Source organism: Paenirhizobium cremeum (assembly GCF_047553425.1).
Taxonomy (GTDB): domain Bacteria; phylum Pseudomonadota; class Alphaproteobacteria; order Rhizobiales; family Rhizobiaceae; genus Allorhizobium; species Allorhizobium cremeum.
Genome location: NZ_CP180217.1, coordinates 2,030,591 through 2,052,965, shown reverse-complemented (window position 1 = coordinate 2,052,965; position 22,375 = coordinate 2,030,591). Strand labels below are relative to the sequence as shown.

Below are 22,375 nucleotides of genomic sequence, written 5' to 3'. Positions count from 1 at the left end.
AGTTGCCGTTGCCAGAAGGTTTGTTGCGTTGCAGCATTTGTCAAGCAAGAGATTGATCCGCGCCGGATGACAATTTGGTAATGTACGGTTTCGTGACTTGCCGAAGCGGTCCGGGAACGGAATATTGCCGCGCAAGCCGGCGCAATATCCGCGGCGATCTTACGGCAGCCGTGCCATGGGCAGGCTGCCGGCATCGAGACTGGAGTACCCGATGGCATTTTGGAAGCAATTGCTGCTCAGTGTTGTGGCGATCGTGCTTTGTCTTTTGGGATGGTTATGGTTCGTACCCGGCGCAACAGCACTCCTTGCGCGGGCAGGCGTTCCGCATTCGGTGATCGCCATGATCGGACCGAGTAGCGAGACGCCGCAAAGCGCCTCCGGCAAAGGCCAGGGGCAGGGCGGCGGCCGAAACGGCAATGCTGCGCCATCGGTGGTCGTACAGAATGTGAAGCTCGGGCTGGTGAACGACCGCCTTTCCGCCATCGGCACCGGCGATGCCATCCAGTCCGTAACGGTGATGCCGCAGGTGGCGGGCACGCTTCTCGAGATCAACATCAAGTCCGGCGACAAGGTCGCCAAGGGGCAGGTGATCGCGCGACTGGAGAACGAGGAACAGCGCATTGCCCGCGACCAGGCGCAGGTGGCGCTGAAAAGCGCAACGGAAAAGTCGCAGCTCTACACCAATCTCAAATCCAGCGTTTCCCGTATCGAAGCCTTTGATGCGGAGATCGCGCTTGAGACGGCGAAGCTTGCGCTCGCCTCCGCCGAACTTGAACTGAAGCGCCGCGACATCGTGGCACCGATCGATGGCATCGCGGGGATCGTGACCGTCAATCCGGGTGACAACGTCACCACCTCGACGGCGATTGCGACAGTCGACGACCGTTCCGAACTGCTGGTGGATTTCTGGGTGCCGGAACGTTTCGCGCCGATCATCAAGGTGGGGCAACCGGTGAATGCCACGGCGGTGGCCCGCCCTGGAAATCTCTACGACGGCAGCGTGGAGGCCGTCGACAACCGGATCGACGAAGCGAGCCGCACGCTCCGGGTGCGTGCGCGTATCGGCAACGACAACGACGACCTGAGGGCCGGCATGGCCTTTACCGTCACGATGACTTTCGAAGGGGAGCGCTATCCCGCCGTCGATCCGCTTTCCGTCCAGTGGGACAGCGAGGGCTCCTTCGTGTGGCGCATCCTTGAAGGCAAGGCGGAGCGCGTTCCGGTGAGGATCGTGCAGCGCAATCCGGATGCCTTGCTGGTGGAAGCTGCGCTTGCCGAAGGAGATCGCGTCGTAACCGAAGGCGTCCAGCGTGTCCGGGCCGGGAGGGCCGTGCAGATCATGGGTGACAATGCCGAGGCGCCGCAACCGGCGAACGGCGAAAAACCGGTGGCCAGCCGATGAGCGATATGACGAACGCGCCGGAAGAAGAGACTGCCGGGGCCAAGGAGCCCAAGGCCGCGCCGGACGTGCAGGCCGGATTCACGGCACTTTTCATCCGCAGGCCGATCTTCGCGGCGGTCGTCAATGCGCTCATGGTGGTTGCGGGCCTTGCGGCCTTCTCCGGCGTCGAAGTGCGCGAACTGCCCGATGTCGACCGGCCCGTCATCACGGTCCGCACGACGTTCGACGGTGCATCGCCCCAGACGGTCGACCAGCAAGTGACGACCGTCATAGAGGGTGCCGTGGCGCGCGTCGCGGGGCTCAAGGCGCTCTCGTCGTCCTCTTCGTTCGGCAACAGCCGCGTGACGCTGGAATTCACCGATACGACGGACCTCAATGTGGCGGCCAGCGACGTGCGGGACGCCATTGCCCGCGTCAGCTACAGCCTGCCCGACGACGCCGACGAGCCGCGTATCGTCAAGGCTGACTCCGATTCCGATCCGATCATGCGGCTTGCCGTCACCTCCGACCGGATGAACATCGAGGATTTGACGCTTCTGGTCGATAACGAGATTTCCGACCGGCTGGCCTCGGTCGAGGGCGTCGCCGACATCGAGCTTTACGGCGAACAGGAGAAGATCTTCCGGGTGGACGTCGACCAGTCGGCGCTCGCGAGCCGGGGGCTGACCATCGCGTCGCTGGCGACGGCACTTTCCGATATCGCCTTCGATGTTCCCGCCGGTTCCATCACCAGTTCGACCCAGGATATCGTGGTGCGCGCGACGGCGGACCTCAGGACGCCGCAGGACTTCGCGAACCTGATCGTTCAGGACAAGGTGCGGCTCGGGGACGTCGCGACGATCACGTTTGGACCGGACCTGCGCAGCACGGCGCTGCGTTCGAACGGCAAGGCCGGCATCGGGCTTGGCGTCATCCGTCAGGCGAAATCGAACACGCTCAGCATCTCGAACGGAATCAAGACCGCGGTCGCGGCGATGCAAAAGGAATTGCCCGATGGGACGCAGATCCGCATCACAAGCGACGATGCCGTGTTCATCCGCGGCTCCATCGATGAAGTGGTGAATGCGCTGGCGCTTGCCGCGGTGATCGTCATCGGCATCATCTATCTCTTCCTGCGCGACTGGCGGGCGACCCTCATTCCGGCGATCACCATGCCGGTATCGCTGATCGGCACGCTGGCGGCGGTCTATCTGGTCGGCTTCTCTATCAATATTCTGACCCTGCTGGCGATCGTTCTGGCGACCGGCCTGGTGGTCGACGATGCGATCGTGGTTCTGGAAAACATCGTCAGGCGGCGGGCGCAGGGTCTCGGACCGCGGGCAGCGGCCGTACTCGGCACGCGAGAAGTGTTCTTCGCCGTCATCGCCACGACGGCGACGCTTGCGGCCGTTTTCGTGCCGCTTTCCTTCCTGCCTGGACAGGTCGGAGGGCTGTTCCGGGAATTCGGTTTCGTTCTCGCCTTCTCGGTGGCGCTTTCGGCCATCGTGGCGTTGACGCTTTGCCCGATGCTTGCTTCCCGCATGTTGACCGCGCATGCGGTCGAGCACCACGGGGGACTGCTCGGGCGCTTCGGCGATGCTTTCTCCACCTTTTACCGGCGTGCCCTGCGCGCCTGCCTCAACACGCCGGTGGTGGTATTCGTGGTGGCCGTGGTCTTTTCCCTCGCCGCCTTCGGCGCATTCTCCATGATTACCAACGAACTCACGCCGCGCGAGGACCGTTCGACGGTGACGCTGCGGGTGACGGCGCCGCAGGGCGTCAGCCTCGATTACATGCAGGACCAGATGCGCCGCATCGAGGAGGCGCTGAAGCCGCTGCGCGACAGCGGCGAGATCGTCAACCTGTTCTCGATCTCCGGGTTCGGCAGCAATACCAACAGCGGCTTCATGGTGCTGACGCTTGCGCCCTGGGGAGAACGGGAACGAAGCCAGGACAGCATCGTCCGGGACATCAACAAGGCAACGGCGGGCATTCCCGGGGTGAATGCCTTCGCCCAGCAGCCGAACAGCCTGCGGATTCGCGGCGGCGGCAGCGGTCTGCAGTTTGCCCTCGTCGGTTCGAGCCATGAACAGCTGACGGACGCGGCCATCAAGGTGGTCGCCGCACTCGAGGCGGATGGCAGCTTCGACAATCCGAGGCTGACAAACGACATCAGCCAGGCCCAACTCGGCGTCAGTATTGACCGGGAGCGCGCCGCGGATCTCGGCATCAACATCACCGGACTTGCCCAGGCGCTGCAATCGCTGCTCGACGGGCGTTCGATCGGCGATGTCTATATCGACGGTGAATCCTATCCGGTGAAACTCACTTCGACGACGCGGCCGATCGACGATCCGACAGATCTCGAGAACATCTTCCTCAAGACCGGTGACGGCAAGATCGTACCGATGTCCGTCATCGCAAAACTGCAGGAAAAGGCTGTTGCGCCGAACCTTCAGCGCGAACAGCAGCTTGCCGCGGTGCAGATCACGGCAGGTCTCGGTCCGGGACTTTCGCTGGGATCGGCGCTTGAAAAGGCGCAGACCATCGCCGGACCTTTGCTGCCGCCTGGCGCACGCATCCTGCCGCTGGCGGAGGCCGCGACGCTCAGCGAGAACACCGGCGGTATGGGCATTACCTTCGGCTTTGCCATCGTCATCATCTTCCTGGTGCTGGCCGCGCAGTTCGAGAGCGTGCTTTCCTCGGTTATTATCATGGCGACGGTGCCGCTGGGGCTGGCCTGCGCGGTCTTCGCCCTGCTGTTCACCGGCACCAGCCTTAACGTCTACAGCCAGATCGGTCTCGTAATGCTGGTCGGTATCATGGCCAAGAACGGCATCCTGATCGTCGAGTTCGCAAACCAGTTGCGCGACCGCGGGCAGGATGTGCGCGAGGCGATCGAGAATGCCGCCAATATGCGTCTGCGGCCGGTGATGATGACGATGATCGCCACCATTCTCGGCGGCGTGCCGCTGGTCTTCGCCCATGGTGCCGGCGCGGAAGCCCGCATTGCGCTCGGCTGGGTCATCGTCGGCGGATTGGGGCTCGCGACCGTGGTGACCCTGTTCGTGACGCCGGTTGCCTATCTGGCGCTTGCCCGCTTCGCCAAGCCGCACGCCCATGAAGAGGAACGGCTGCAACGGGAAATGGCCTTTGCCGCTTCGGTCGAGGCGGGCGAATGATCCGCGGTCGAGCCAGGGTGGTCGAGCCGGAAAGGAAGCCAACATGACGAAACGGGAAATCGAGGTCGCGACATCCGACGGTATCGCCACCGCACATCTGTTCGGCACAGCCGCAACAGGGGCCGGCGTGATCCTTTACATGGACGCTTTCGGTCCGCGGGAAGCGCTCTTCCGCATGGCGGAGCGTTTGGCGGGTGAGGGGTATACCGTACTGGTGCCGGATCTCTTCTACCGCTTCGGAGCCTACGGGCCGTTCGATGCGACGACTGCGTTCAGCACGCCGGAGACTGCAACGCAGCTCAGGGCCATGATCGGTGGCACCACGCAGGCGATGACGGCCGCCGATACGGGTTTCTTCCTGGCCGCACTGAGGCAGGCCGGGGCGACCGGACCGGTCGGGGTCGTGGGCTATTGCATGGGCGGCAGCCGGGCGCTCACCGCCGCCGGCACGTATCCGGACGATATCGTCGCTGCCGCGAGCTTCCATGGCGGCAATCTTGCAAGCGAGGCGCCCGATAGCCCGCATTTGCTGGCGGACGGGATCCGCGCCAGAGTCTATGTCGGGACAGCCGGCGTCGACGGTTCGTTTTCACCGGAGCAGTCCAACCGCTTCGTCGATGCCTTCCGTCGCGCCGAAGTCGATTTCGTGCTGGAGAATTATGTCGGCATGACCCATGGCTGGTGCGTTCTGGACCATAGTGTCTATGACGAAGGCGGCGCGGAGCGCCATTGGCGACGGCTCATCGCCTTTTTCGCTGAGACCCTGAAGACGCGGTGACCGACGCAGCCGCCTTCCCCGGCCGGCACATGCTGCACTGGACAAAGGCCCCTTGCTGTCCCATAGCTTCGCCCCGAAAGAACGGCTGCGAAACGGCCGCGGAATGCAGGAGATGCGGTCATGGTGATGAAGGATGTGGTGCCCGGTATTCGTAATGAGGAGGGGATCGCCAAAGTCCTCGGCATCCTGAAACAGGAATTCGGCGAGCGTTTCCAGACCGGGCAGTCGTTTCGCGAACAGCATAGCCACACAACGACCTACCTGCCGTCGCAACTGCCCGACGGCGTGGTTTTCGTCGAAAGCTCCGAAGATGTGAAGACGGTGGTGCGGACCTGCACCGCTCACAAGGTTCCCATGATCCCGTTCGGCACCGGCTCCTCGCTGGAGGGCCACGTGAATGCGCCGAGCGGCGGTATTTCGCTCGATTTCAGCCGGATGAACCGGGTGATTGAAGTCAACCCGGAAGACCTCGACTGCACGGTCGAGCCGGGTGTTACGCGCGAGGAGCTGAATGCCTATCTGCGTGACACAGGCCTCTTCTTCCCGATCGATCCGGGTGCGAATGCCTCGATCGGTGGCATGGCCTCGACGCGCGCCTCCGGCACTAATGCGGTGCGTTACGGCACGATGAAGGAAAACGTGCTGGCGCTGACCGTCGTTACCGCCGATGGCGAGGAAATTAGGACGGCGCAACGGGCGCGGAAATCTTCCGCCGGCTATGACCTGACCCGACTTTTCGTCGGAGCGGAAGGGACGCTTGGGATCATTACCTCCATCACACTGAAGCTGCAGGGCATCCCTGCCAAGATCAGCGGCGGCGTCTGCGCCTTTCCGAGCCTGAAAGCCGCCTGCGATGCCGTTGTCATGACGATCCAGATGGGCATTCCGGTTGCCCGCATCGAACTGCTCGACGAAATGCAGATGAAGGCGGTCAACGCCTATTCGAAGCTTGCTTATCCGGAAAAGCCGACGCTCTTCCTCGAATTTCACGGCACGGAAGAGACGGTCGCCATACAGGCCGAACAGTTCCGGGAAATCGCCGCCGAATTCGGTTCCGATGAATTCCAGTACACCAGCAATGCCGAGGAGCGGGCTCAGCTCTGGAAGGCGAGACACAATGCCTACTGGGCGGGAAGGGCGCTCGCTCCCGAACTGAACGGCCTCTCGACCGATGTCTGCGTGCCGATTTCTCGGTTAGCCGAATGCGTGGCCGAGACCCAGGCCGATATTCGCGAAACCGGGCTTCTGGCGCCGATCGTCGGGCATGCCGGCGATGGCAATTTTCATGTGCTGATGCTGTTCGACGACAAGAAACCGGACGACCTCGCACGCAGCGAGGCTTTCATGGCGCGGCTCAACGCCCGGGCGCTTGCGATGGGCGGCACCTGCACCGGCGAGCATGGGGTGGGGCAGGGCAAGATGACCTATCTCGCGCAGGAATTGAGTTCGGCTCTTCCGGTCATGCGATCGATCAAGAAGAGCCTCGATCCGGACAATATCTTCAATCCCGGCAAGATCTTCCGGCTGTAAAAGCCAATCCTTGCAGTTGCCGCAGGGCAAAATACGGGTAGTCTTGCCGCGAAACCGACCCATGCCGAAAAGTGTTGAGCGGTGTTGCGGCAACGGCATGGGATAAAATGAGAACGCAAAGCGTAACGGCGAATCTGAACGATTGCCACACGCTTTGAAGTTGCCGCGAATGTGCATGGAGTGGGCAGGTCGTGATCGGACGCTTACTGGTTTTCCTCGGCGGGCTTTTGGTCGTGGCGCTGTTTGCGGCGCTGCTCGGGCCGATGTTCGTCGACTGGACCGATTTCCGCAAGGATTTCGAGGACCAGGCCAGCCGTATTCTCGGCAAGAAGGTAACCGTGCATGGCGAGGTCAATGCCCGCCTGCTGCCTTTTCCTTCCGTCACCCTGCATGACGTGACGGTCGGCCCCGACAGCGAAGGTGCGCCGCTCGTCACCGTCTCGCGCTTTTCGCTCGATGCGGAACTTGCCCCCTTCCTTTCCGGCGAGGCGCGCATCTTCGACATGCGCATCGAGGAGCCGAAAGCGCGCATCCGGCTTCTGGCCGACGGCACGCTCGACTGGCTGCGCGGCTCCAGCGCGGAGATCCCGGCGCGCACCGTGGTGCTCGAGAAGGTGCATGTCACGGGCGGCGAGATCGAATTCATCGACGAGCAATCCGGCCGGACGCGAAAGGTAAGCAGCCTCGACGCAGAGATGACGGCGGCATCCCTCGCGGGTCCCTGGACCGCCGATGGCAAAGCCGTGGTAGACGGCGAGGCGGGTGGTTTCCATCTTTCCAGCCAGCAGCCCAATCCGGCAACAGGAGCGGTTCCGCTCAAGCTTCGGCTCGATCCGGACAGCCGGCCATTCAGCCTGGACCTCGAGGGGGACCTGTCACTGGTCGACGGGAGACCGATCTACAAGGGACGTTTCCAGGGCCAATGGCTGGACGCCCATGTGGAAGAGGCTCCCAACGAGCGCAAGGCACCGGCGCCGCGGGTCAAGGGTGCATTCGAGCTTACCAATGAGCGAATCGTCGTTCCAGAGTACCGACTCGAACTTGCCGAGGCCGATAATCCTTATGTCATTACCGGCGAGGCAAAACTCGATACCGGGGCGCAGTCGGAATTCCTGCTGACGGCGGAGGGGCAGCAGGTTGACGTTAACCGGTTGGCGAACGAGGGCGCGAAAGGCAAGACCGGGCGTAATGCCGCGGGCTCCGTTCGACAGCGTCTCAACCTGCTGATCGCGATGGCTGCCGATATTCCGATCCCCAGCGTGCCGGGGCGGGCGAACCTGAAGCTTCCGGCTATCGTGGCAGGCGACACCGTCTTGCGCGACATTCAGATCGACGTTCGCCCTGCGGGCACCGGCTGGACCGTCGAGCGCGCAGCGGCCATCCTGCCCGGCCGCACGCAGGTGGAGGCGAAAGGCAAGCTGGTGCTCCGGGGATCGCCGTCATTCAGCGGCGACCTGCTTGTCGCATCGACCCAACCCACGGGACTTGCCTCGTGGATTTCCGGCACCGTCGATCCGGCGATCCGGCAACTGAAATCGGCCGGCTTTTCCGCAGCCGTCAATCTGACGCCGGATACCCAGCGTTTCGAGAAGCTGGAACTTGCCATCGGCGAGGCGCATCTCAACGGCCGTCTGGAGCGGCAGTCGGTCAATGGTCAGCCGGCAACGCTGTCGGTCGATCTCTCGGGAAACGAAATCGATCTCGATGCGGCGCGGGCGCTCGGCGCGCTCATCGTCGGCGACGACCTCGACAACGGCGTGTTCGCCCAGCGGATCGCCACCCGCATGAAGGTCGGCAAGCTCGTCGCCTACGGTGTCGAGAGCCGCGATGTCGATACGATCTTCACGCTCGACAGCGGCAGCGTTTCGGTCGAGCGGCTGAATATCGGCGATGTGGCGGGCGCTTCGATACGGGTTAGCGGATCGGCGAGCGGTTCCCTGCTGGATTATACCGGCAAGGCGCAACTGTCGTTCGATGCTGCTGATCCCACTCCGTTCCTCGCGATGATCGCGGGTCAACTTCCGCCGCATCCGGCTCTGGCGCGGCTGGTCGAGAGTGCGCCCTGGTATGCAGATGCAAGATTGCAGGCAAATGTATCGCTCGGCGATGCCGGCGGGAGCGGCCTGACCGCGAAGCTCACCGGCACGGCCAATGGCAGCAGCATTACGCTGTACTATGCCGTCGACGATATTACCGATTTCACCGGCACGGCGGCGTTGAAGATGAACGCCACGCTGGAAAATCCGGAAGCTCAGATCCTTCTGGGACAGGCCGGGCTCGATCCTCTGCCGGTCGGAACCGGTGTTGCGGGCCGCCTCGCTCTGGACATCGACGATCGCGGCACGGAACCTGCCGATGTCGCATTGCGCTTCACCGCTCCCGGTACGGAGGCGACGGCGACTGGCAAGGTGTCGCTCGATGCAGCGGATTTTCTCGCCGGCAGCGGTAGTATTTCCGTCCGCAGCAGCGATCTTGAACCTTATTTGATGGCGGGTGGCGTCGTGATGCCGTCGACCGGCTCCGGCCTACCAGCGGAATTTGCGGCCGAGGTGAAGATCTCGGATCGTCGGGTTTCGTTTGACGGGATCAGGGCTACGTTGGACGGGAATGCATTGTCGGGCACGCTCGCAGCCGACTGGACGCAGGCGCAGCCGAAGGTCGAGGGGCAGGTCAAGGCCTCCCATGCGGATGTCGCCTGGCTTGCGGAGACGGTCCTCGGACCGATGACCGATCCCACGACCAACAAGCTCTCCGAGCAGGCCCTATCGGTTCAACAGAACGGGCCCGATCTTGATCTTGCCCTGAATGTCGATGCCTTATCCGCCGGTCCTGCCAAGCCCGTTTCGGGTCTTTCAGCGAGACTACGCCGGACCGGCGGCGAGTTGTCGCTCGACGAGATCAAGGGGCGCTGGTTCGATGGCGAACTCACCGGCCGATTGATGATTGCGAATGCCGGAGGCACGGGGCTCTACCAGAGTCGGCTCACGCTTGCCGGCGGCGACCTTGTCGAAGCGTTACCGAGGCAGGATGGAGACGCGCAGCCGGCGGCCACAGGCCGGTTCGATCTCGATATCGTCACCGAGGCGAGCGGCAAGACGGTATCCGAGCTCTTCGGTTCGACCAATGGCTCCGGCTCGGTGAAGCTCGATACCCTCACGGTTTCCAAGCTCAATCTCGGGCTTCTGCCTCAGGTGCTGGCGGCGGCGGATGGTATCCAGGGCGACATCACGGAAGACAGGGTGAGAGACATCGCCGGGGGATTGATCGACGCCGCTCCGGGTACGTTCCGCGATGTCGCCATTCCCTTCAACGTTACCGATGGGGTCCTGCGGGTCCAGAACGTGACGCTCGAAAGCCAGACAGCAAAGCTCAACGGCGAAGCGCGCGTGGACATCGTCGACGGCACAATGGATGGCGTCGTCCAGGTGGCGCTCGATGCCGGCGACGAAGCGCTGGCCGGAGCGGAGCCCGGCTTTCGGCTTGCCTATGCCGGCGCAGTCGCCTCACCCATCCGAGAGGTTGAAGTCGGAGACCTCACCAACTTCCTGTCGCTTCGCGCCTTCGAACGGGAACGCCGCCGGGTCGAGGCGTTGCAGTCGAACGTTCTGGAAAAGCAACGGCTGAGGCGCGAGGTGGTCCTACACCGTTACCGGGAGGAGGAGCGCCGGAAGGCCGAGGCAGAACAGGCGAGGCTGGCAGAGGAGGCCCGGCAGAAGGCGGAGGCAGAGAGGTTGGCCGCGGAGGAGGAAGCGCGGCGGCGCGCCGCAGAAGCCGCTTCGCAAGGCGATGCCGCGACGACGGGCGGGGAGCCGGCCGGCGAGGGGACGATACCAACTCCGGGATTGCCTGTATCTCCGGACGAGAAGGTCACGCGCGACAATCTTCCTCCCGCGGCGCCGCTGCAGTTCGATACTCTTCCGGGCGTCAACTGAGCCTTTACTGACCGGATGAACGTTTGCCATCGGGTCCGGTTTTTCCGGACGTCAGGCTTCGGCGTCAGCCTGTCTTTAGGGGAGAGCGGAGGCTGTCGCGGTACACGACTTCGCGCTTCTTCCTAAGGTCTTTGCGCCGCCGCCTTCAGCCGGTTCAGCACGTAGAGCCGTAGCGCCGACGAGAGGTTGGCCGTCGGATCGCGTGTTTCGTCGATCTCGGTGATGAGGGCGGCGAGCGCCATTCCACGTTCGCCGGCGATCGCTCTCAATTCGTCCATGAAGGCATCTTCCAGCGAGAAGCTGGTTCGATGGCCGTGCAATGTCGCCGAATGCTTGCGGATCACGGATGCCTCATCCGGTCGTCTGGTTTCTGAGAAAAAGAGTCCGGAAACGGCGCGAAATGTCTGGCGCGGAATCGTTTTCCGCGATGCCCGTCACTCGGGCTTCGGACGGTCCAGACGCCCCTGGTCGAGTGTCTTTTCGGCTTTCCTGTTGAGTGCGTCGGTCAGTTGCTTCTCGGCCTTGGTGCGGCCGAAGGAGATACGATTCTGCTCGGCCTTCGCTTCCTTTTCGGAACGTACCTTGGTCTTCCTGAACTGGCGGAGATTGACGACGTCTGCGCTCATCTTTGATGTTCCGGCGGCTGGAAGAGGACGCCTCTTGGAGGCGCCCCGGATCTCATATCACTGCTTCTTGCGGAATGCGTCGAGGGAAACGACGGAACCTTCCTTCTTCTCTTCGGCCGGCTTTTCAGCCGTTTCTTCCGTGTGTTCGGCGACAGCGGAGACGGGATAGGCGGTGATCTCCGCGCCTTCCTCATCTTCTTCCGCGAGCGGCACGTCAAATTCGAGCTCGAAGTTCACGGAGGGATCATAAAAACCGCGAATCGCGTTGAACGGAATGACCAGCTTTTCCGGTGTGTCGGAGAAGGAAAGCCCGATTTCGAACTGGCTGTCGGAAACCTTGAGGTCCCAGAACTGGTGCTGGATGACGATGGTCATCTGCTCGGCGTATTTGGCCTTCAGGTGCTGGGAGATGCGCACGCCCGGCGCCCCGGTCAGGAAGGTGATGAAGAAGTGGTGGTCACCCGGCAGACGGCCGGTGGCTGCGACCTCCGTCAAAACCTTGCGGATGACACCGCGCAGCGCGTCCTGAGCCAGAATGTCGTAGCGAATATGGTCCTGCGCCATATGGTCCTGTCTTTCTTTCCTGTGACGTCTTTCCACGGCTATATGCCATGGCGCCGGACAGCGGGAAAGCCCCCGGTGACGAGTCATATCGGGAGACAATACATGATTTTGGCGAAAGGGGGTAGGCGAGGAAGAATGGGTAAAAGGAGTTAGGTGAAGGCTTCTGTTGCCAGGTGCCTTCGAACCCCGCCTCAAGGGGCTAACCTAGAGGGCTTTAGTGTGGGTTTCCCGCACCGCCATTAGGCAGCGAGAGCATAACCCTTAGCGTTGTTGTCGTTTGCAACTACACTTGTGACCCGATAACGGCGGTATCATGCCGAGCAAAAGTTCGATCTTTACGCCCTTGTCGATCCTGTTTCGCCCCCATCAAAAGCCGGTCATCAAGGACCGACCGGTTTTTGGTGGAGGCGCCGGGTACCGCCCCCGGGTCCAATAGGTTTATTACACCGACCGTTTATTGCCATAGCCGGCCCGAAAGCCGGCAGGAGTGATATAGGTGTTTCCTGTCATATTGAAAAGGGGGGCGGCAGCTCTTTCCGGTCATCGGGTCAGGGGAAACCCAGAATGTCCGAGGCCTGCGATAACCGGGGGAAATCCGATCCGCACCTTGGTTCCCAGACGTCGGGACACTATACTGCGGAGCCTTTCCCTTGAGTCGAATGACGGAACAATGAAGCAGTATCTCGATCTCCTGAAGCACGTGATGGACAACGGAACCGACCGCGGCGACCGGACCGGCACCGGCACGCGCTCGGTCTTCGGCTACCAGATGCGCTTCGATCTTGGTCAGGGCTTTCCCGTTCTCACCACCAAGAAACTGCATCTCCGCTCGATCATCCATGAACTGCTGTGGTTCCTGAGAGGGGACACCAATATTGCCTATCTCCACGAACACGGCGTCACCATCTGGGACGAATGGGCAGACGAGAACGGCAATCTCGGGCCGGTTTACGGTGCGCAATGGCGTTCCTGGCCGACCGGTGACGGTGGTCATATCGACCAGATCGCCAATCTGGTGGAAGGCATCCGCAAGAACCCTAGTTCGCGCCGGCACATCGTTTCCGCCTGGAACCCGGCAGAGGTGGACAATATGGCGCTGCCGCCCTGCCACTGCCTGTTCCAGTTCTATGTGGCGGATGGCCGGCTTTCCTGCCAGCTTTACCAGCGCTCTGCCGATATCTTCCTCGGCGTGCCATTCAACATCGCTTCCTATGCTCTCCTGACGATGATGGTCGCGCAGGTGACGGATCTCGAGCCCGGCGATTTCGTCCACACGCTCGGTGACGCCCATCTCTACGCCAATCATTTCGATCAGGCGAGGCTGCAGCTTTCCCGAACGCCGAAGCCCTTGCCGACGATGCGGATCAATCCGCAGGTGCGCGACATCTTCTCGTTCCGCTTCGAGGACTTCAGCCTCGAAGGCTACGAGGCCGAGGCAAGCATCAAGGCGCCGATCGCCGTCTGATCCCGGATTGGCACTCACGAAAGACAGGAAATGTCCAATCCCGAAATTGTGATCGTGGTCGCGATGGCGGCCAACAATGTGATCGGGCGCGATGGCGACATGCCCTGGAAGCTCTCGACCGACCTCAAGCGCTTCAAGGCGCTCACCCTGGGCAAACCTCTTGTGATGGGGCGGAAGACTTTCGAATCCGTCGGCGGCAAGCCGCTGCCGGGGCGGCCGCATGTGATCGTCAGCCGTGGCGCGGAGATCGCCATGCCTGGCGTCTCTATGGCGCGCAGCCTCGAAGAAGCCCTTGAAAGAGCGAGGGAAATTGCGATCGAAACCGGTGTGGACGAGGTTTGCATCGCCGGCGGCGGCGAAATCTACCGGCAGGCATTGCCATTCGCGGACGTTCTGCACGTGACCCATGTCGACGCCGAGGTCGACGGCGATACCGTTTTTCCCGAGATAGACCCGGCACTTTTCGAGAAGGTGCAGGAAACGCCGGTTCCCGCCGGTGAGAAGGACAATTATCCCACGCGCTACGCCGTCTATCGGCGCCGCACTGCGGCATAACGTATTATTTTCCCTAACTGCAGAAGAAGTTAGGTACTTTCCGTTGAAAGGCCTCGGCCCGATACCTATAACGGGACGAGCGTTCCGTCCGCGGCCCGCGAGTGCCGGCGGCTGGAACGATGGGAGCACTTGCAAACAAAGAGGTATTGATGCCCTGGAGCAATCAGAACGGCGGCGGCCCATGGGGCGGCGGCGGTGGTAACAATCAGGGACCCTGGGGGCAGGGACCCAACCGGCCGCGCGGTGGCGGTGGCAATACGCCGCCCGACCTCGAGGATCTCATCCGCCGCGGTCAGGACAGGCTGAAGAACATCGTGCCGGGCGGCTTCAATGGCGGTGTGGTGGTGATCCTGCTTCTCGTGCTCGGTGCATTCTGGGTCATGCAGGCCATCTACACGGTACAGCCGGACGAGCGCGGCGTGGAACTGCGCTTCGGCAAGCCCCAGGAAGAGATCTCGATGCCGGGCCTGCATTTCCACATGTGGCCGTTCGAGACCGTCGAAATCGTCAAGGTGACCGAGCAGCAGCAGAATGTCGGCGCCAAGGCGTCGTCTTCGTCGAGCGCCGGCCTGATGCTTTCGGGTGACCAGAACATCGTCAATGTGCAGTTCTCGGTCCTCTTCACCGTCAGCGATCCGAAGGCCTATCTGTTCAACATCGAAAACCCACCGCAGACGCTGCAGCAGGTCGCCGAAAGCGCCATGCGCGAAGTCGTCGGCCGCCGTCCGGCGCAGGACATCTTCCGCGATGCGCGCCAGCAGATCGCCGCCGACGTGAAGGCGATCATCCAGGGCACCATGGACACCTATGGCGCCGGGATCTCGATCAACGCGGTCGCCATCGAGGATGCGGCTCCGCCGCGCGAAGTGGCCGATGCCTTCGACGAAGTGCAGCGTGCCGAGCAGGATGAAGACAGGTTTGTCGAGGAAGCCAACAAGTATGCCAACCAGCAGCTTGGCCAGGCTCGCGGTCAGGCCGCGCAGATCCGCGAAGAAGCGGCTGCCTACAAGGACCGCGTCGTTAAGGAAGCCCAGGGTGAGGCCCAGCGCTTCGTCGACATCTACGAGGAATACAGCAAGGCGCCGGACGTGACCCGCAAGCGCCTCTATCTCGAAACCATGGAGCAGGTTCTGAAAAACTCCAACAAGGTCATCATCGACGAGAAACAGGGCGTTGTGCCTTATCTGCCGCTCAACGAGATCGGCCGCATGGGCCAGAGCCAGAACCAGACCCAGCAGGGAGGCAATTGATCCATGTCCAATCGCCTTGCCTATATCCTGATCGGCTTTGCCGCCCTTCTGCTTCTCGTCTACTCGTCGGTCTTCGTCGTCAACGAACGGCAGCAGGCAATCGTGGTGCGCTTCGGCCAGATCCAGGCCGTCTACAAGGAGCCGGGCCTCTACTTCAAGCTGCCCTTCGCCTTCGCCGATGCCGACCGTGTCCAGTATGTGGAAGATCAGGCGCTCCGCTTCGATCTCGACAATATCCGCGTGCAGGTCTCGGGCGGCAAGTTCTACGAGGTCGATGCCTTCGTGGTCTACAAGATCACCGATGCCCGACGTTTTCGCGAGACCGTTTCCGGCGACCGCGATGCCGCCGAAACCCGCCTCACCACCCGTCTCGACGCTTCGTTGCGCCGGGTCTACGGTCTGAGAGGCTTCGAGGCCGCGCTTTCGGATGCCCGCGCCTCGATGATGCAGGAGGTTCGCGACGATCTTCGGGCCGATGCCGAATCGCTCGGCATCACCATCGAGGACGTGCGCATCCGCCGCACCGACCTGACGCAGGAAGTTTCCCAGCAGACCTTCGACCGCATGAAGGCCGAACGTCTGGCGGAAGCCGAACTTATCCGCGCCCGCGGTAACGAGGAAGGCCAGCGGCGCCGTGCAATCGCCGACCGCCAGGTCGTCGAGATCCAGGCGGAAGCACAGCGGGATTCGGAAGTGCTGCGAGGCGAGGGCGATGCGGAACGCAACCGCGTGTTTGCCGAAGCCTTCTCGCGTGACCCGGACTTCTTCGAGTTCTATCGTTCGATGCGGGCCTATAACGGCGCGCTGTCCAGTACCGGCACGACGATGGTCCTTTCGCCCGACTCCGAGTTCTTCCGTTATTTCAACGGAACGACGGCTCCGGCCACGCCAGCGCCGGCGCCTGCCGCCAACAACTGACCGGCACGCCATGTCGGATTTTCTGACGGGCGTGGCGTTCTTTCTCATCATCAAGGGGCTGGTCTATGCACTGGCCCCTCGTTTGCTTGTGAAAATGGCGCGTTTGCTGCCGGATATTCCGGAGGGGCAGTTGCGTCTCTCCGGCCTTGTCGCGATCGCCTGCGGAGTGGGACTTGTGTGGCTGCTTCGCGGATGACGGGGCGTCCCGGTCTCGCCTGAAATTGATTTAACCTTTCATCATTACGCCTTATGCTGTCGCCAAAAAGCGATCTCCGAGCCGCAAAGGAAGCCTCATGACCGTCGACGCCCGCAAGCGCCATCTTCTCCTTCCAGCATTCCTGGTGGGGACAGCCCTTGCCGTCGGCGCCCTTGCCGCGCCGCGGCCCGTGCTGGCGCAAGGGCCTGAATCCGTTGCTGATCTCGCCGCAGGCCTTCTGGATGCGGTCGTCAACATCTCCACTTCGCAGAGCGTGAAGGAAGAGCGGGACGTGCCGATGCCGAAGCTGCCGGAGGGTTCTCCCTTCCAGGAGCTTTTCGAAGATTTCTTCAAGAATCGCGGCGGCGACGGGGGCAACAACAAGGTCAATTCGCTGGGCTCCGGCTTCGTCATCGATCCGAGCGGCTTCATCGTCACCAACAATCACGTGATCGAGAACGCCGACGATATCGAGGCCATCTTTCCCGATGGCTCCAAGCTCAAGGCCAAGCTGGTCGGCACCGACACGAAAACCGATCTCTCCGTGCTGAAGGTGGAGCCGCCGGCCCCGCTCAAGTCGGTCAAATTCGGTGACTCTCGGACGATGCGCATCGGCGACTGGGTCATGGCGATCGGCAACCCCTTCGGCCTTGGCGGCTCGGTCACCGTCGGCATCATCTCGGCCAGCGGCCGCAACATCAACGCCGGCCCCTACGACAATTTCATCCAGACCGATGCCGCGATCAACAAGGGCAATTCCGGCGGTCCGCTGTTCAACATGAAGGGCGAGGTCATCGGCATCAACACGGCTATCATCTCGCCGAGCGGCGGGTCCATCGGTATCGGTTTCGCGGTTCCGACGGAGCTTGCCGAAAATGTCATCAAGCAGCTGATGGAGTTCGGCGAGACGCGGCGCGGCTGGCTTGGCGTGCGCATCCAGCCGGTGACGGACGAGGTGGCCGAGAGCGTCGGCATCGTTGGCAAGGCCCGAGGCGCCCTCGTCAGCGGCGTCGTCAAGGGCGGGCCGGTCGAAAACGGCCCGATCAAGGTCGGCGACGTGATCGTTGCGTTCAACGGCAAGAAGGTGGCGGACACGCGCGATCTCGTGCGCATCGTTGCAGAGAGCAGCGTCGGGGCGGATGTGGATGTCGTCGTCCTGCGCGACGGTAAGGAAGAGACCCTGAGGGTCAAGCTCGGTCGTCTCGAAGACGAACAGCAGGCCAAGGCCGATGAACCGTCGCAGGAGCCGTCGGATGGCGACGGCGAAAGCGTCACGCCGCCCGACGACGGTGGCGAACCCTCGCCCGACGACGACGGTACGATCGAGGAAGACCAGCAGTCGCCCGCCGATCAAGGCAGTGTCTCCGGGCCGATGTCCGAGGATCTCATCGGGGTTGAACTGGCGCAGCTGGACGACGCTGCCCGCAAAACCTATTCCATCGCCGAGAGCGTCGAAGGCGTCGTCATCACCAAGGTATTGCCGGGTTCGCAGGCCGAGGGAAAAGGCCTGAAGGTGGGACAGGTGATTGTCGAGGTGGCGCAGGAATTCGTGCAGGTGCCGAAGGATGTCGTCGATATGTTGGCCGCGCTGAAGGGCGAGGGACGCCGTAGCGCGCATCTGATGGTGGCCGACGGCGAGGGCAACCTCAGGCTTGTGGCTGTACCGCTCGAATAGCCTGCGTTCGTTTTTCGACGATGGCGGGCGGCGTTTGCCGATCCGTTCTTTCTTCAGACGGCCTCCTGCGCATCCGCGCGGAGGCCGTTTTTTCCGGTGAAGCCCGTCGGGCTTGCGTTAGGGCGTGACGAAATCCGTCTTTCGGTAGCCCTGCAGGTAGAGGAGCGCGGTGAGGTCGCCGTGATCGATACGGATCTTCGCCTGCGCTGCGACGGCGGGCTTGGCATGGAGCGCCACGCCCGATCCGGCGCGTTCCAGCATGCCAAGATCGTTGGCGCCGTCGCCGACGGCAATTGCGTCGAAAGGATCAATGCCGAGCTTTCGGCTGATGTCCAGCAGGGCGTCAACCTTGGCCTGCTTGCCGAGGATCGGCTCGACGACTTCGCCGACAAGGGCGCCGTCTGCCTCGATCAGGATGTTGGCGCGGTTCTCATGGAAGCCGAGGGCTGCGGCGATGCGCGCGGTGAAGACCGTGAACCCACCGGAGACCAGAGCGGTGTAGTGACCTTTCGCCTTCATCGTGGCGATCAGTTCCGGCCCGCCGGATGTCAGGGTAATTCGTTTGGCGATCACGTCGTCGATCACGGTGACCGGCAAGCCCTTGAGTAGCGCGACCCGTTCGCGAAGAGCGGGTTCGAAGGCGATTTCGCCGTTCATCGCGCGCGCGGTAATCGCCGACACCTTTTCCTTCAGGCCGACCTCGGCGGCCAGTTCGTCGATACATTCCTGGCCGATCATGGTCGAGTCCATGTCGGCGATCAGGAACTTCTTGCGTCTGGTGTCGGCGTCCTGAATGGCAAGATCCACCGGCAGCCCGTCGATAACCGCGCGAATGGCGGCGGTCGCCCCGGCGGCGTCCGTGTCGTCCTTTAGCGCGATATCGCAGGCAATCCCGTCGGCGAGCCAGTAGAGGCCGGAGGCCTTCACGGCTTCCGCGGCCTTTTCCGCAACGGCGGGGACGAGAACGGGATTTGACGGATTGGCAATAAGCGTGGCAACGAGGGCCATGATGGAGAACCTTGGAACAGATATCGACGCGATCCTGATAACCGGGCCGACCGCCAGCGGCAAGTCCGCCCTGGCGCTCGATTTCGCAAAGCGTTTCGGCGGGCACGTGGTCAATGCCGACAGCATGCAGGTCTACGATGTTCTGCGGGTGCTGACTGCCCGACCGTCGAAAGTAGAGATGGAAGGGGTTCCTCACCATCTCTACGGGCATGTGCCCCCCGGCGATGCCTATTCGACCGGCGACTGGCTGCGCGAAACCGGCGCATTGCTGGCCCGGCTGAAGGATCGTGCCGCATTGCCCGTGATCGTTGGTGGGACGGGTCTCTATTTCAAGGCGCTGACCGGCGGGCTTTCGGACATGCCGGCCGTGCCCGAGGAGATACGCGCAAGGCTGCGGAGCCGACTGGCGACGGAAGGGGGCGAAGCGCTTCACCGTGAGCTTGCGATGCGCGATCCTGCTGTGGCGAGCCGCCTTAACCCGCAGGACGGGCAGCGGATCGTGCGCGCGCTGGAATTGCTGGAGGCGACCGGGCGTTCGATCGCGGATTTCCAGGGCAAGGCCGGTCCGATGTTGGTCGACCCCGCCCGCGCCCGCAAATTCGTGGTGTTGCCCGACAGGGCGGTGCTGCACGAGCGGATCAACCGGCGCTTCTCCCGCATGTTCGAAGAGGGTGCGGTCGAGGAGGTCGAAGCCCTTCTGGCGCTTGGGCTTTCTCCCTACATGCCGGCAATGAAGGCGATCGGCGTTTCGCAGATCGCGGCTATGCTGAGGGGCGAGACGACCAGGCCGGAGGTCGTCGAGACGGCATCGGCCGCGACCCGGCAATATGCCAAGCGGCAAATGACATGGTTCCGCAACCAGATGGACGAAAGCTGGACGCGGATCGATCCGGCCGTATTCTCCGCTCAGTCCTTGCGGTAGAGGCTGGAGAGCGGTTTTTTCAGAATGCTCTCGCGCAGCGAACTGCCTTCGCGGCGTAGCGTCCCGCCGCCGAAGGACGGCGGCGAATGGGGTTCCGCCGGTCGCGCGCCGGCGAAGGAAGCGGTTTCATCTTCTTCCCGCAGGCGACCGGGCGGCATGTCCTCCCGGTGAAGGAAGGGACGCTCGGCCTGCGGCCTGCCGCCGGGCAGCATGTCCGGTCGATAGGGTTCTATGACCGGTGCGGGGTCGACCGGCCGGGGCGAGGGAGGCTCCATGGTCGGCTGCGGTGTCGAAGGTGTCAGCAAGGCCTGGCGGATTTCCTCGAAAGAGGCGTTCGCGTCGAGGCGGGCCGCAGCCCCGAAGTCCTCGTCTTCTGCGATATGGCGGAATTCCTCGACGGCGCCGAGAGTGTTTTCCGGCGCGTTGCCGGAGAACGAGGCGTCGAAGCTCTGCTGAAAAGCTGAGATATCGGGCGCTGCGATGGAACGCATGCGGCTGACGATGGAGCGCAGGTCGACCGTATCGGGGTTATCGTCGCTATGCTTGGCATTGGCGCCGTTGGCCTTGGGCAAACGGTTCGTTTCGACGCGGGAAAACCGCATGCGCATCGGCACCGCGATCGCCTCGCCGAAGGCAATGGCTTCGCCGTTGCCGATGGAAGAAATGAAGCTGGTGGTCGAGATCGACGAATCCGGGATCGCCGAGCGGATAATCTCCTGGTCGCGGTCATTGGTCAGACGCATGGCGAACAGGGTGGAGCACTGCGAAAGGATCGTCTGGTCGAGCTCGCCCGGTCGCTGGGTGATGATGCCGAGCGAAACCCCGTATTTTCGACCTTCCTTGGCGATACGGGCGATGGCTTGCCTGGTGGGGAAGAAGCCGAGGTTCGGATCGGCCGGAATGTATCGATGCGCTTCCTCGCACACGACCAGCATGTGGATCGCACCATTCGACCACAAGGCGAGCTCGAAGGCCATGCGGCAGAGAACCGAGGCGACCGAGTTGACCACTTCCGAGGGGATGCCTGCAAGCTGGAAGGTGCAGATCGGCCTGTCGTCTCCGGGAATACGGAAGATCTCCGCGATGGTCTCCATGATGGTGTCGCTGATCGTATTATTGGAGAACATGAAGTGATAGCGCGGATCGTTGATCGCCGACATGATGCGCATCTTCAGCGAGCGCAGGAAGGGCTTGTCGCCACGGCCTTCCAGGCGTCCGATGCGGTCATCGATCAGGGCCAGAAGATCCGCCATGCGGTAGGGAACCGGCGTGTCGGCGGTGATCGAGCTCTTGTCCGAGGCGCGGCGCATCAGGGGGGACTCGCTGCCGCGGAAGGCACGCTTCGCCTCGGGCATGAGGTCGCGCAAAATGTCGAGTTCTTCCGGCACGGGCGGGCGGCCGCGGAACAGAACCTCGGCGAATTCCTCGAGTTTCATCAGCCAGAACGGCAGGTCGAGCGTGTCCGTGTCGATGACAACCGCGTGATCCGGAAAGGCGGCGGCGAATTCGTTGTGCGGATCGAGGATCAGCACACGCAGCTTCGGATCGCTTTCGATCGCTTTGCGAAGAAGCAGGGAAACGGCCGTCGACTTGCCGACGCCCGTCGAGCCGACGACGGCGAAATGCTTCGACAACATGGAGGGAATGTGAATGGTCGCATCGATGCTTTCGTCCTGTGTCAGCTTGCCGATGGCGCAGGAGGAGCCCTTGCGGCTGTCATAGATGCGCAGGAGATCGGCGGCGCGTATGCGATGGGCGACCGCTCCGAGATAGGGATAGCGCGAGATGCCGGTCGAGAATTCGTCCTGTCCATCGAGGCCCTTGTGAACCTCGCCCAGAAGCTCGACCTCGATCAGGAAATAGTTGTCGTCCTGCTCACCCCAGTCACGGGAGCCGGTCTGCATGGAGTAGGCGAGCGCCACGACGCGGTTTTCGCCGACGCTGATCGAGATCAGGCGGCCAACCGACCAGAGTTCCGTGAGGTCGGTGGACCCTTCCGCCGCGATTGCAGCGATAGTTGCGCGCGACCCGTTGCAGGCCACGACGCGCCCGAGCATGCGGTTGCCCGGGTGCATACGGTCGCGGCGATCCTGTTCGCCAGCCCGGCCGGATGTCTTGAGATCGTCGTTACGCAATAGGAAACTCTCCTGCTCGGGAGTGGCAGGATAAACGCCGAGGCTTAACGCTGTGTATATTACAGAAGCCGGATTTTCCCGAAGCGCGATCTTTTCTGTCTTATTTAACGCCTGTTTTTGACATTTGATGCGTTGACGCTCGGCCGATTTATGTTATCACTCGCCTCATGAAAAATTCGCAGGCTCTTATTGTGGTGGGAAAGCGCATGGGCAGGATGGTGTAACCATCCGGCGACAGCCACCCATGCGCTAGATGAC

Annotated in this window: 17 protein-coding genes and 1 other RNA gene; 12 read left to right on the top strand and 6 right to left on the bottom strand. The window is 62.5% G+C overall.

Annotation, left to right across the window (positions count from 1 at the left end):
- Positions 1 to 211 precede the first annotated feature (211 nt).
- The 5 genes from ACLBKR_RS10260 to ACLBKR_RS10240 all read left to right on the top strand — a co-directional run bounded on the left by ACLBKR_RS10260 (position 212) and on the right by ACLBKR_RS10240 (position 10,803).
- Positions 212 to 1,402 (top strand): efflux RND transporter periplasmic adaptor subunit, encoded by a 1,191-nt coding sequence (locus ACLBKR_RS10260; RefSeq protein WP_113447288.1) that lies wholly within the window; start codon positions 212 to 214, stop codon positions 1,400 to 1,402.
- The gene (locus ACLBKR_RS10255) at positions 1,399 to 4,563 is read left to right on the top strand and encodes an efflux RND transporter permease subunit (protein ID WP_414901663.1); all 3,165 of its coding nucleotides are present in this window, start codon (positions 1,399 to 1,401) and stop codon (positions 4,561 to 4,563) included. Before ACLBKR_RS10260 ends, ACLBKR_RS10255 begins: the two co-directional genes overlap by 4 nt.
- Before the next feature lie 43 nt (positions 4,564 to 4,606).
- A complete protein-coding gene (locus ACLBKR_RS10250) occupies positions 4,607 to 5,341 on the top strand; it encodes a dienelactone hydrolase family protein (protein ID WP_414901661.1) in 735 nt (244 codons plus the stop codon).
- A gap of 120 nt (positions 5,342 to 5,461) precedes the next feature.
- Entirely contained in the window at positions 5,462 to 6,871 is a 1,410-nt protein-coding gene (locus ACLBKR_RS10245) for an FAD-binding oxidoreductase (protein WP_414901659.1), read from the top strand.
- Positions 6,872 to 7,062: 191 nt separating this feature from the next.
- Positions 7,063 to 10,803 (top strand): AsmA-like C-terminal region-containing protein, encoded by a 3,741-nt coding sequence (locus ACLBKR_RS10240; RefSeq protein WP_414901657.1) that lies wholly within the window; start codon positions 7,063 to 7,065, stop codon positions 10,801 to 10,803.
- A gap of 122 nt (positions 10,804 to 10,925) precedes the next feature.
- Here the strand turns inward: ACLBKR_RS10240 and ACLBKR_RS10235 are convergent, their stop codons facing one another.
- From ACLBKR_RS10235 to ssrA, 4 genes are all read right to left on the bottom strand, one after another.
- Positions 10,926 to 11,147, bottom strand: a complete 222-nt coding sequence (locus tag ACLBKR_RS10235) for a ribbon-helix-helix domain-containing protein (RefSeq protein WP_112828063.1) — start codon at positions 11,145 to 11,147, stop codon at positions 10,926 to 10,928.
- A gap of 90 nt (positions 11,148 to 11,237) precedes the next feature.
- Positions 11,238 to 11,429 carry a DUF4169 family protein gene (locus tag ACLBKR_RS10230; protein ID WP_112828064.1) on the bottom strand — a complete coding sequence of 64 codons (192 nt, stop codon included), beginning with the start codon at positions 11,427 to 11,429 and terminating at the stop codon, positions 11,238 to 11,240.
- Between the two features lie 57 nt (positions 11,430 to 11,486).
- On the bottom strand, positions 11,487 to 11,993 hold the full coding sequence (locus ACLBKR_RS10225) for an SspB family protein (RefSeq protein WP_113339028.1): 507 nt from the start codon (positions 11,991 to 11,993) through the stop codon (positions 11,487 to 11,489).
- Between the two features lie 152 nt (positions 11,994 to 12,145).
- Positions 12,146 to 12,515: a transfer-messenger RNA gene (gene ssrA, locus ACLBKR_RS10220) on the bottom strand.
- A 148-nt stretch (positions 12,516 to 12,663) separates the two neighbouring features.
- Here ssrA and ACLBKR_RS10215 point away from each other — a divergent pair.
- The 6 genes from ACLBKR_RS10215 to ACLBKR_RS10190 all read left to right on the top strand — a co-directional run bounded on the left by ACLBKR_RS10215 (position 12,664) and on the right by ACLBKR_RS10190 (position 18,052).
- On the top strand, positions 12,664 to 13,458 hold the full coding sequence (locus tag ACLBKR_RS10215; RefSeq protein ID WP_113447291.1) for a thymidylate synthase: 795 nt from the start codon (positions 12,664 to 12,666) through the stop codon (positions 13,456 to 13,458).
- A gap of 30 nt (positions 13,459 to 13,488) precedes the next feature.
- Entirely contained in the window at positions 13,489 to 14,013 is a 525-nt protein-coding gene (locus tag ACLBKR_RS10210; RefSeq protein WP_113447292.1) for a dihydrofolate reductase, read from the top strand.
- A gap of 149 nt (positions 14,014 to 14,162) precedes the next feature.
- Positions 14,163 to 15,263, top strand: coding sequence for an FtsH protease activity modulator HflK (gene hflK / locus ACLBKR_RS10205; protein ID WP_113437562.1), 1,101 nt, complete (start codon positions 14,163 to 14,165; stop codon positions 15,261 to 15,263).
- Positions 15,264 to 15,266: 3 nt separating this feature from the next.
- A complete protein-coding gene (gene hflC, locus ACLBKR_RS10200) occupies positions 15,267 to 16,181 on the top strand; it encodes a protease modulator HflC (protein ID WP_112828069.1) in 915 nt (304 codons plus the stop codon).
- Between the two features lie 10 nt (positions 16,182 to 16,191).
- Entirely contained in the window at positions 16,192 to 16,377 is a 186-nt protein-coding gene (locus ACLBKR_RS10195; protein ID WP_113447293.1) for a DUF2065 domain-containing protein, read from the top strand.
- A 97-nt stretch (positions 16,378 to 16,474) separates the two neighbouring features.
- The gene (locus ACLBKR_RS10190; protein ID WP_113424938.1) at positions 16,475 to 18,052 is read left to right on the top strand and encodes a Do family serine endopeptidase; all 1,578 of its coding nucleotides are present in this window, start codon (positions 16,475 to 16,477) and stop codon (positions 18,050 to 18,052) included.
- 117 nt (positions 18,053 to 18,169) lie between these two features.
- Here ACLBKR_RS10190 and serB read toward each other — a convergent pair whose 3' ends face one another.
- Entirely contained in the window at positions 18,170 to 19,060 is an 891-nt protein-coding gene (gene serB / locus ACLBKR_RS10185) for a phosphoserine phosphatase SerB (RefSeq protein ID WP_113466297.1), read from the bottom strand.
- Here serB and miaA point away from each other — a divergent pair.
- Complete coding sequence (gene miaA, locus ACLBKR_RS10180; RefSeq protein WP_414901651.1) at positions 19,059 to 19,982, top strand: tRNA (adenosine(37)-N6)-dimethylallyltransferase MiaA; 924 nt, start codon at positions 19,059 to 19,061, stop codon at positions 19,980 to 19,982. The genes serB and miaA overlap by 2 nt on opposite strands.
- Here miaA and ACLBKR_RS10175 read toward each other — a convergent pair.
- A complete protein-coding gene (locus tag ACLBKR_RS10175; protein WP_414901649.1) occupies positions 19,967 to 22,117 on the bottom strand; it encodes a helicase HerA domain-containing protein in 2,151 nt (716 codons plus the stop codon). The genes miaA and ACLBKR_RS10175 overlap by 16 nt on opposite strands.
- Positions 22,118 to 22,375: the final 258 nt, after the last annotated feature.

Coding starts and splice junctions, on each gene's coding strand:
- ACLBKR_RS10255 (WP_414901663.1), top strand. CDS start 1,399: ATGAGCGATATGACGAACGCGCCGGAAGAAGAGACTGCCGGGGCCAAG.
- hflK (WP_113437562.1), top strand. CDS start 14,163: ATGCCCTGGAGCAATCAGAACGGCGGCGGCCCATGGGGCGGCGGCGGT.
- ACLBKR_RS10250 (WP_414901661.1), top strand. CDS start 4,607: ATGACGAAACGGGAAATCGAGGTCGCGACATCCGACGGTATCGCCACC.
- ACLBKR_RS10245 (WP_414901659.1), top strand. CDS start 5,462: ATGGTGATGAAGGATGTGGTGCCCGGTATTCGTAATGAGGAGGGGATC.
- ACLBKR_RS10260 (WP_113447288.1), top strand. CDS start 212: ATGGCATTTTGGAAGCAATTGCTGCTCAGTGTTGTGGCGATCGTGCTT.
- ACLBKR_RS10215 (WP_113447291.1), top strand. CDS start 12,664: ATGAAGCAGTATCTCGATCTCCTGAAGCACGTGATGGACAACGGAACC.
- ACLBKR_RS10195 (WP_113447293.1), top strand. CDS start 16,192: ATGTCGGATTTTCTGACGGGCGTGGCGTTCTTTCTCATCATCAAGGGG.
- miaA (WP_414901651.1), top strand. CDS start 19,059: ATGATGGAGAACCTTGGAACAGATATCGACGCGATCCTGATAACCGGG.
- ACLBKR_RS10190 (WP_113424938.1), top strand. CDS start 16,475: ATGACCGTCGACGCCCGCAAGCGCCATCTTCTCCTTCCAGCATTCCTG.
- hflC (WP_112828069.1), top strand. CDS start 15,267: ATGTCCAATCGCCTTGCCTATATCCTGATCGGCTTTGCCGCCCTTCTG.
- serB (WP_113466297.1), bottom strand. CDS start 19,060: ATGGCCCTCGTTGCCACGCTTATTGCCAATCCGTCAAATCCCGTTCTC.
- ACLBKR_RS10210 (WP_113447292.1), top strand. CDS start 13,489: ATGTCCAATCCCGAAATTGTGATCGTGGTCGCGATGGCGGCCAACAAT.
- ACLBKR_RS10225 (WP_113339028.1), bottom strand. CDS start 11,993: ATGGCGCAGGACCATATTCGCTACGACATTCTGGCTCAGGACGCGCTG.
- ACLBKR_RS10230 (WP_112828064.1), bottom strand. CDS start 11,429: ATGAGCGCAGACGTCGTCAATCTCCGCCAGTTCAGGAAGACCAAGGTA.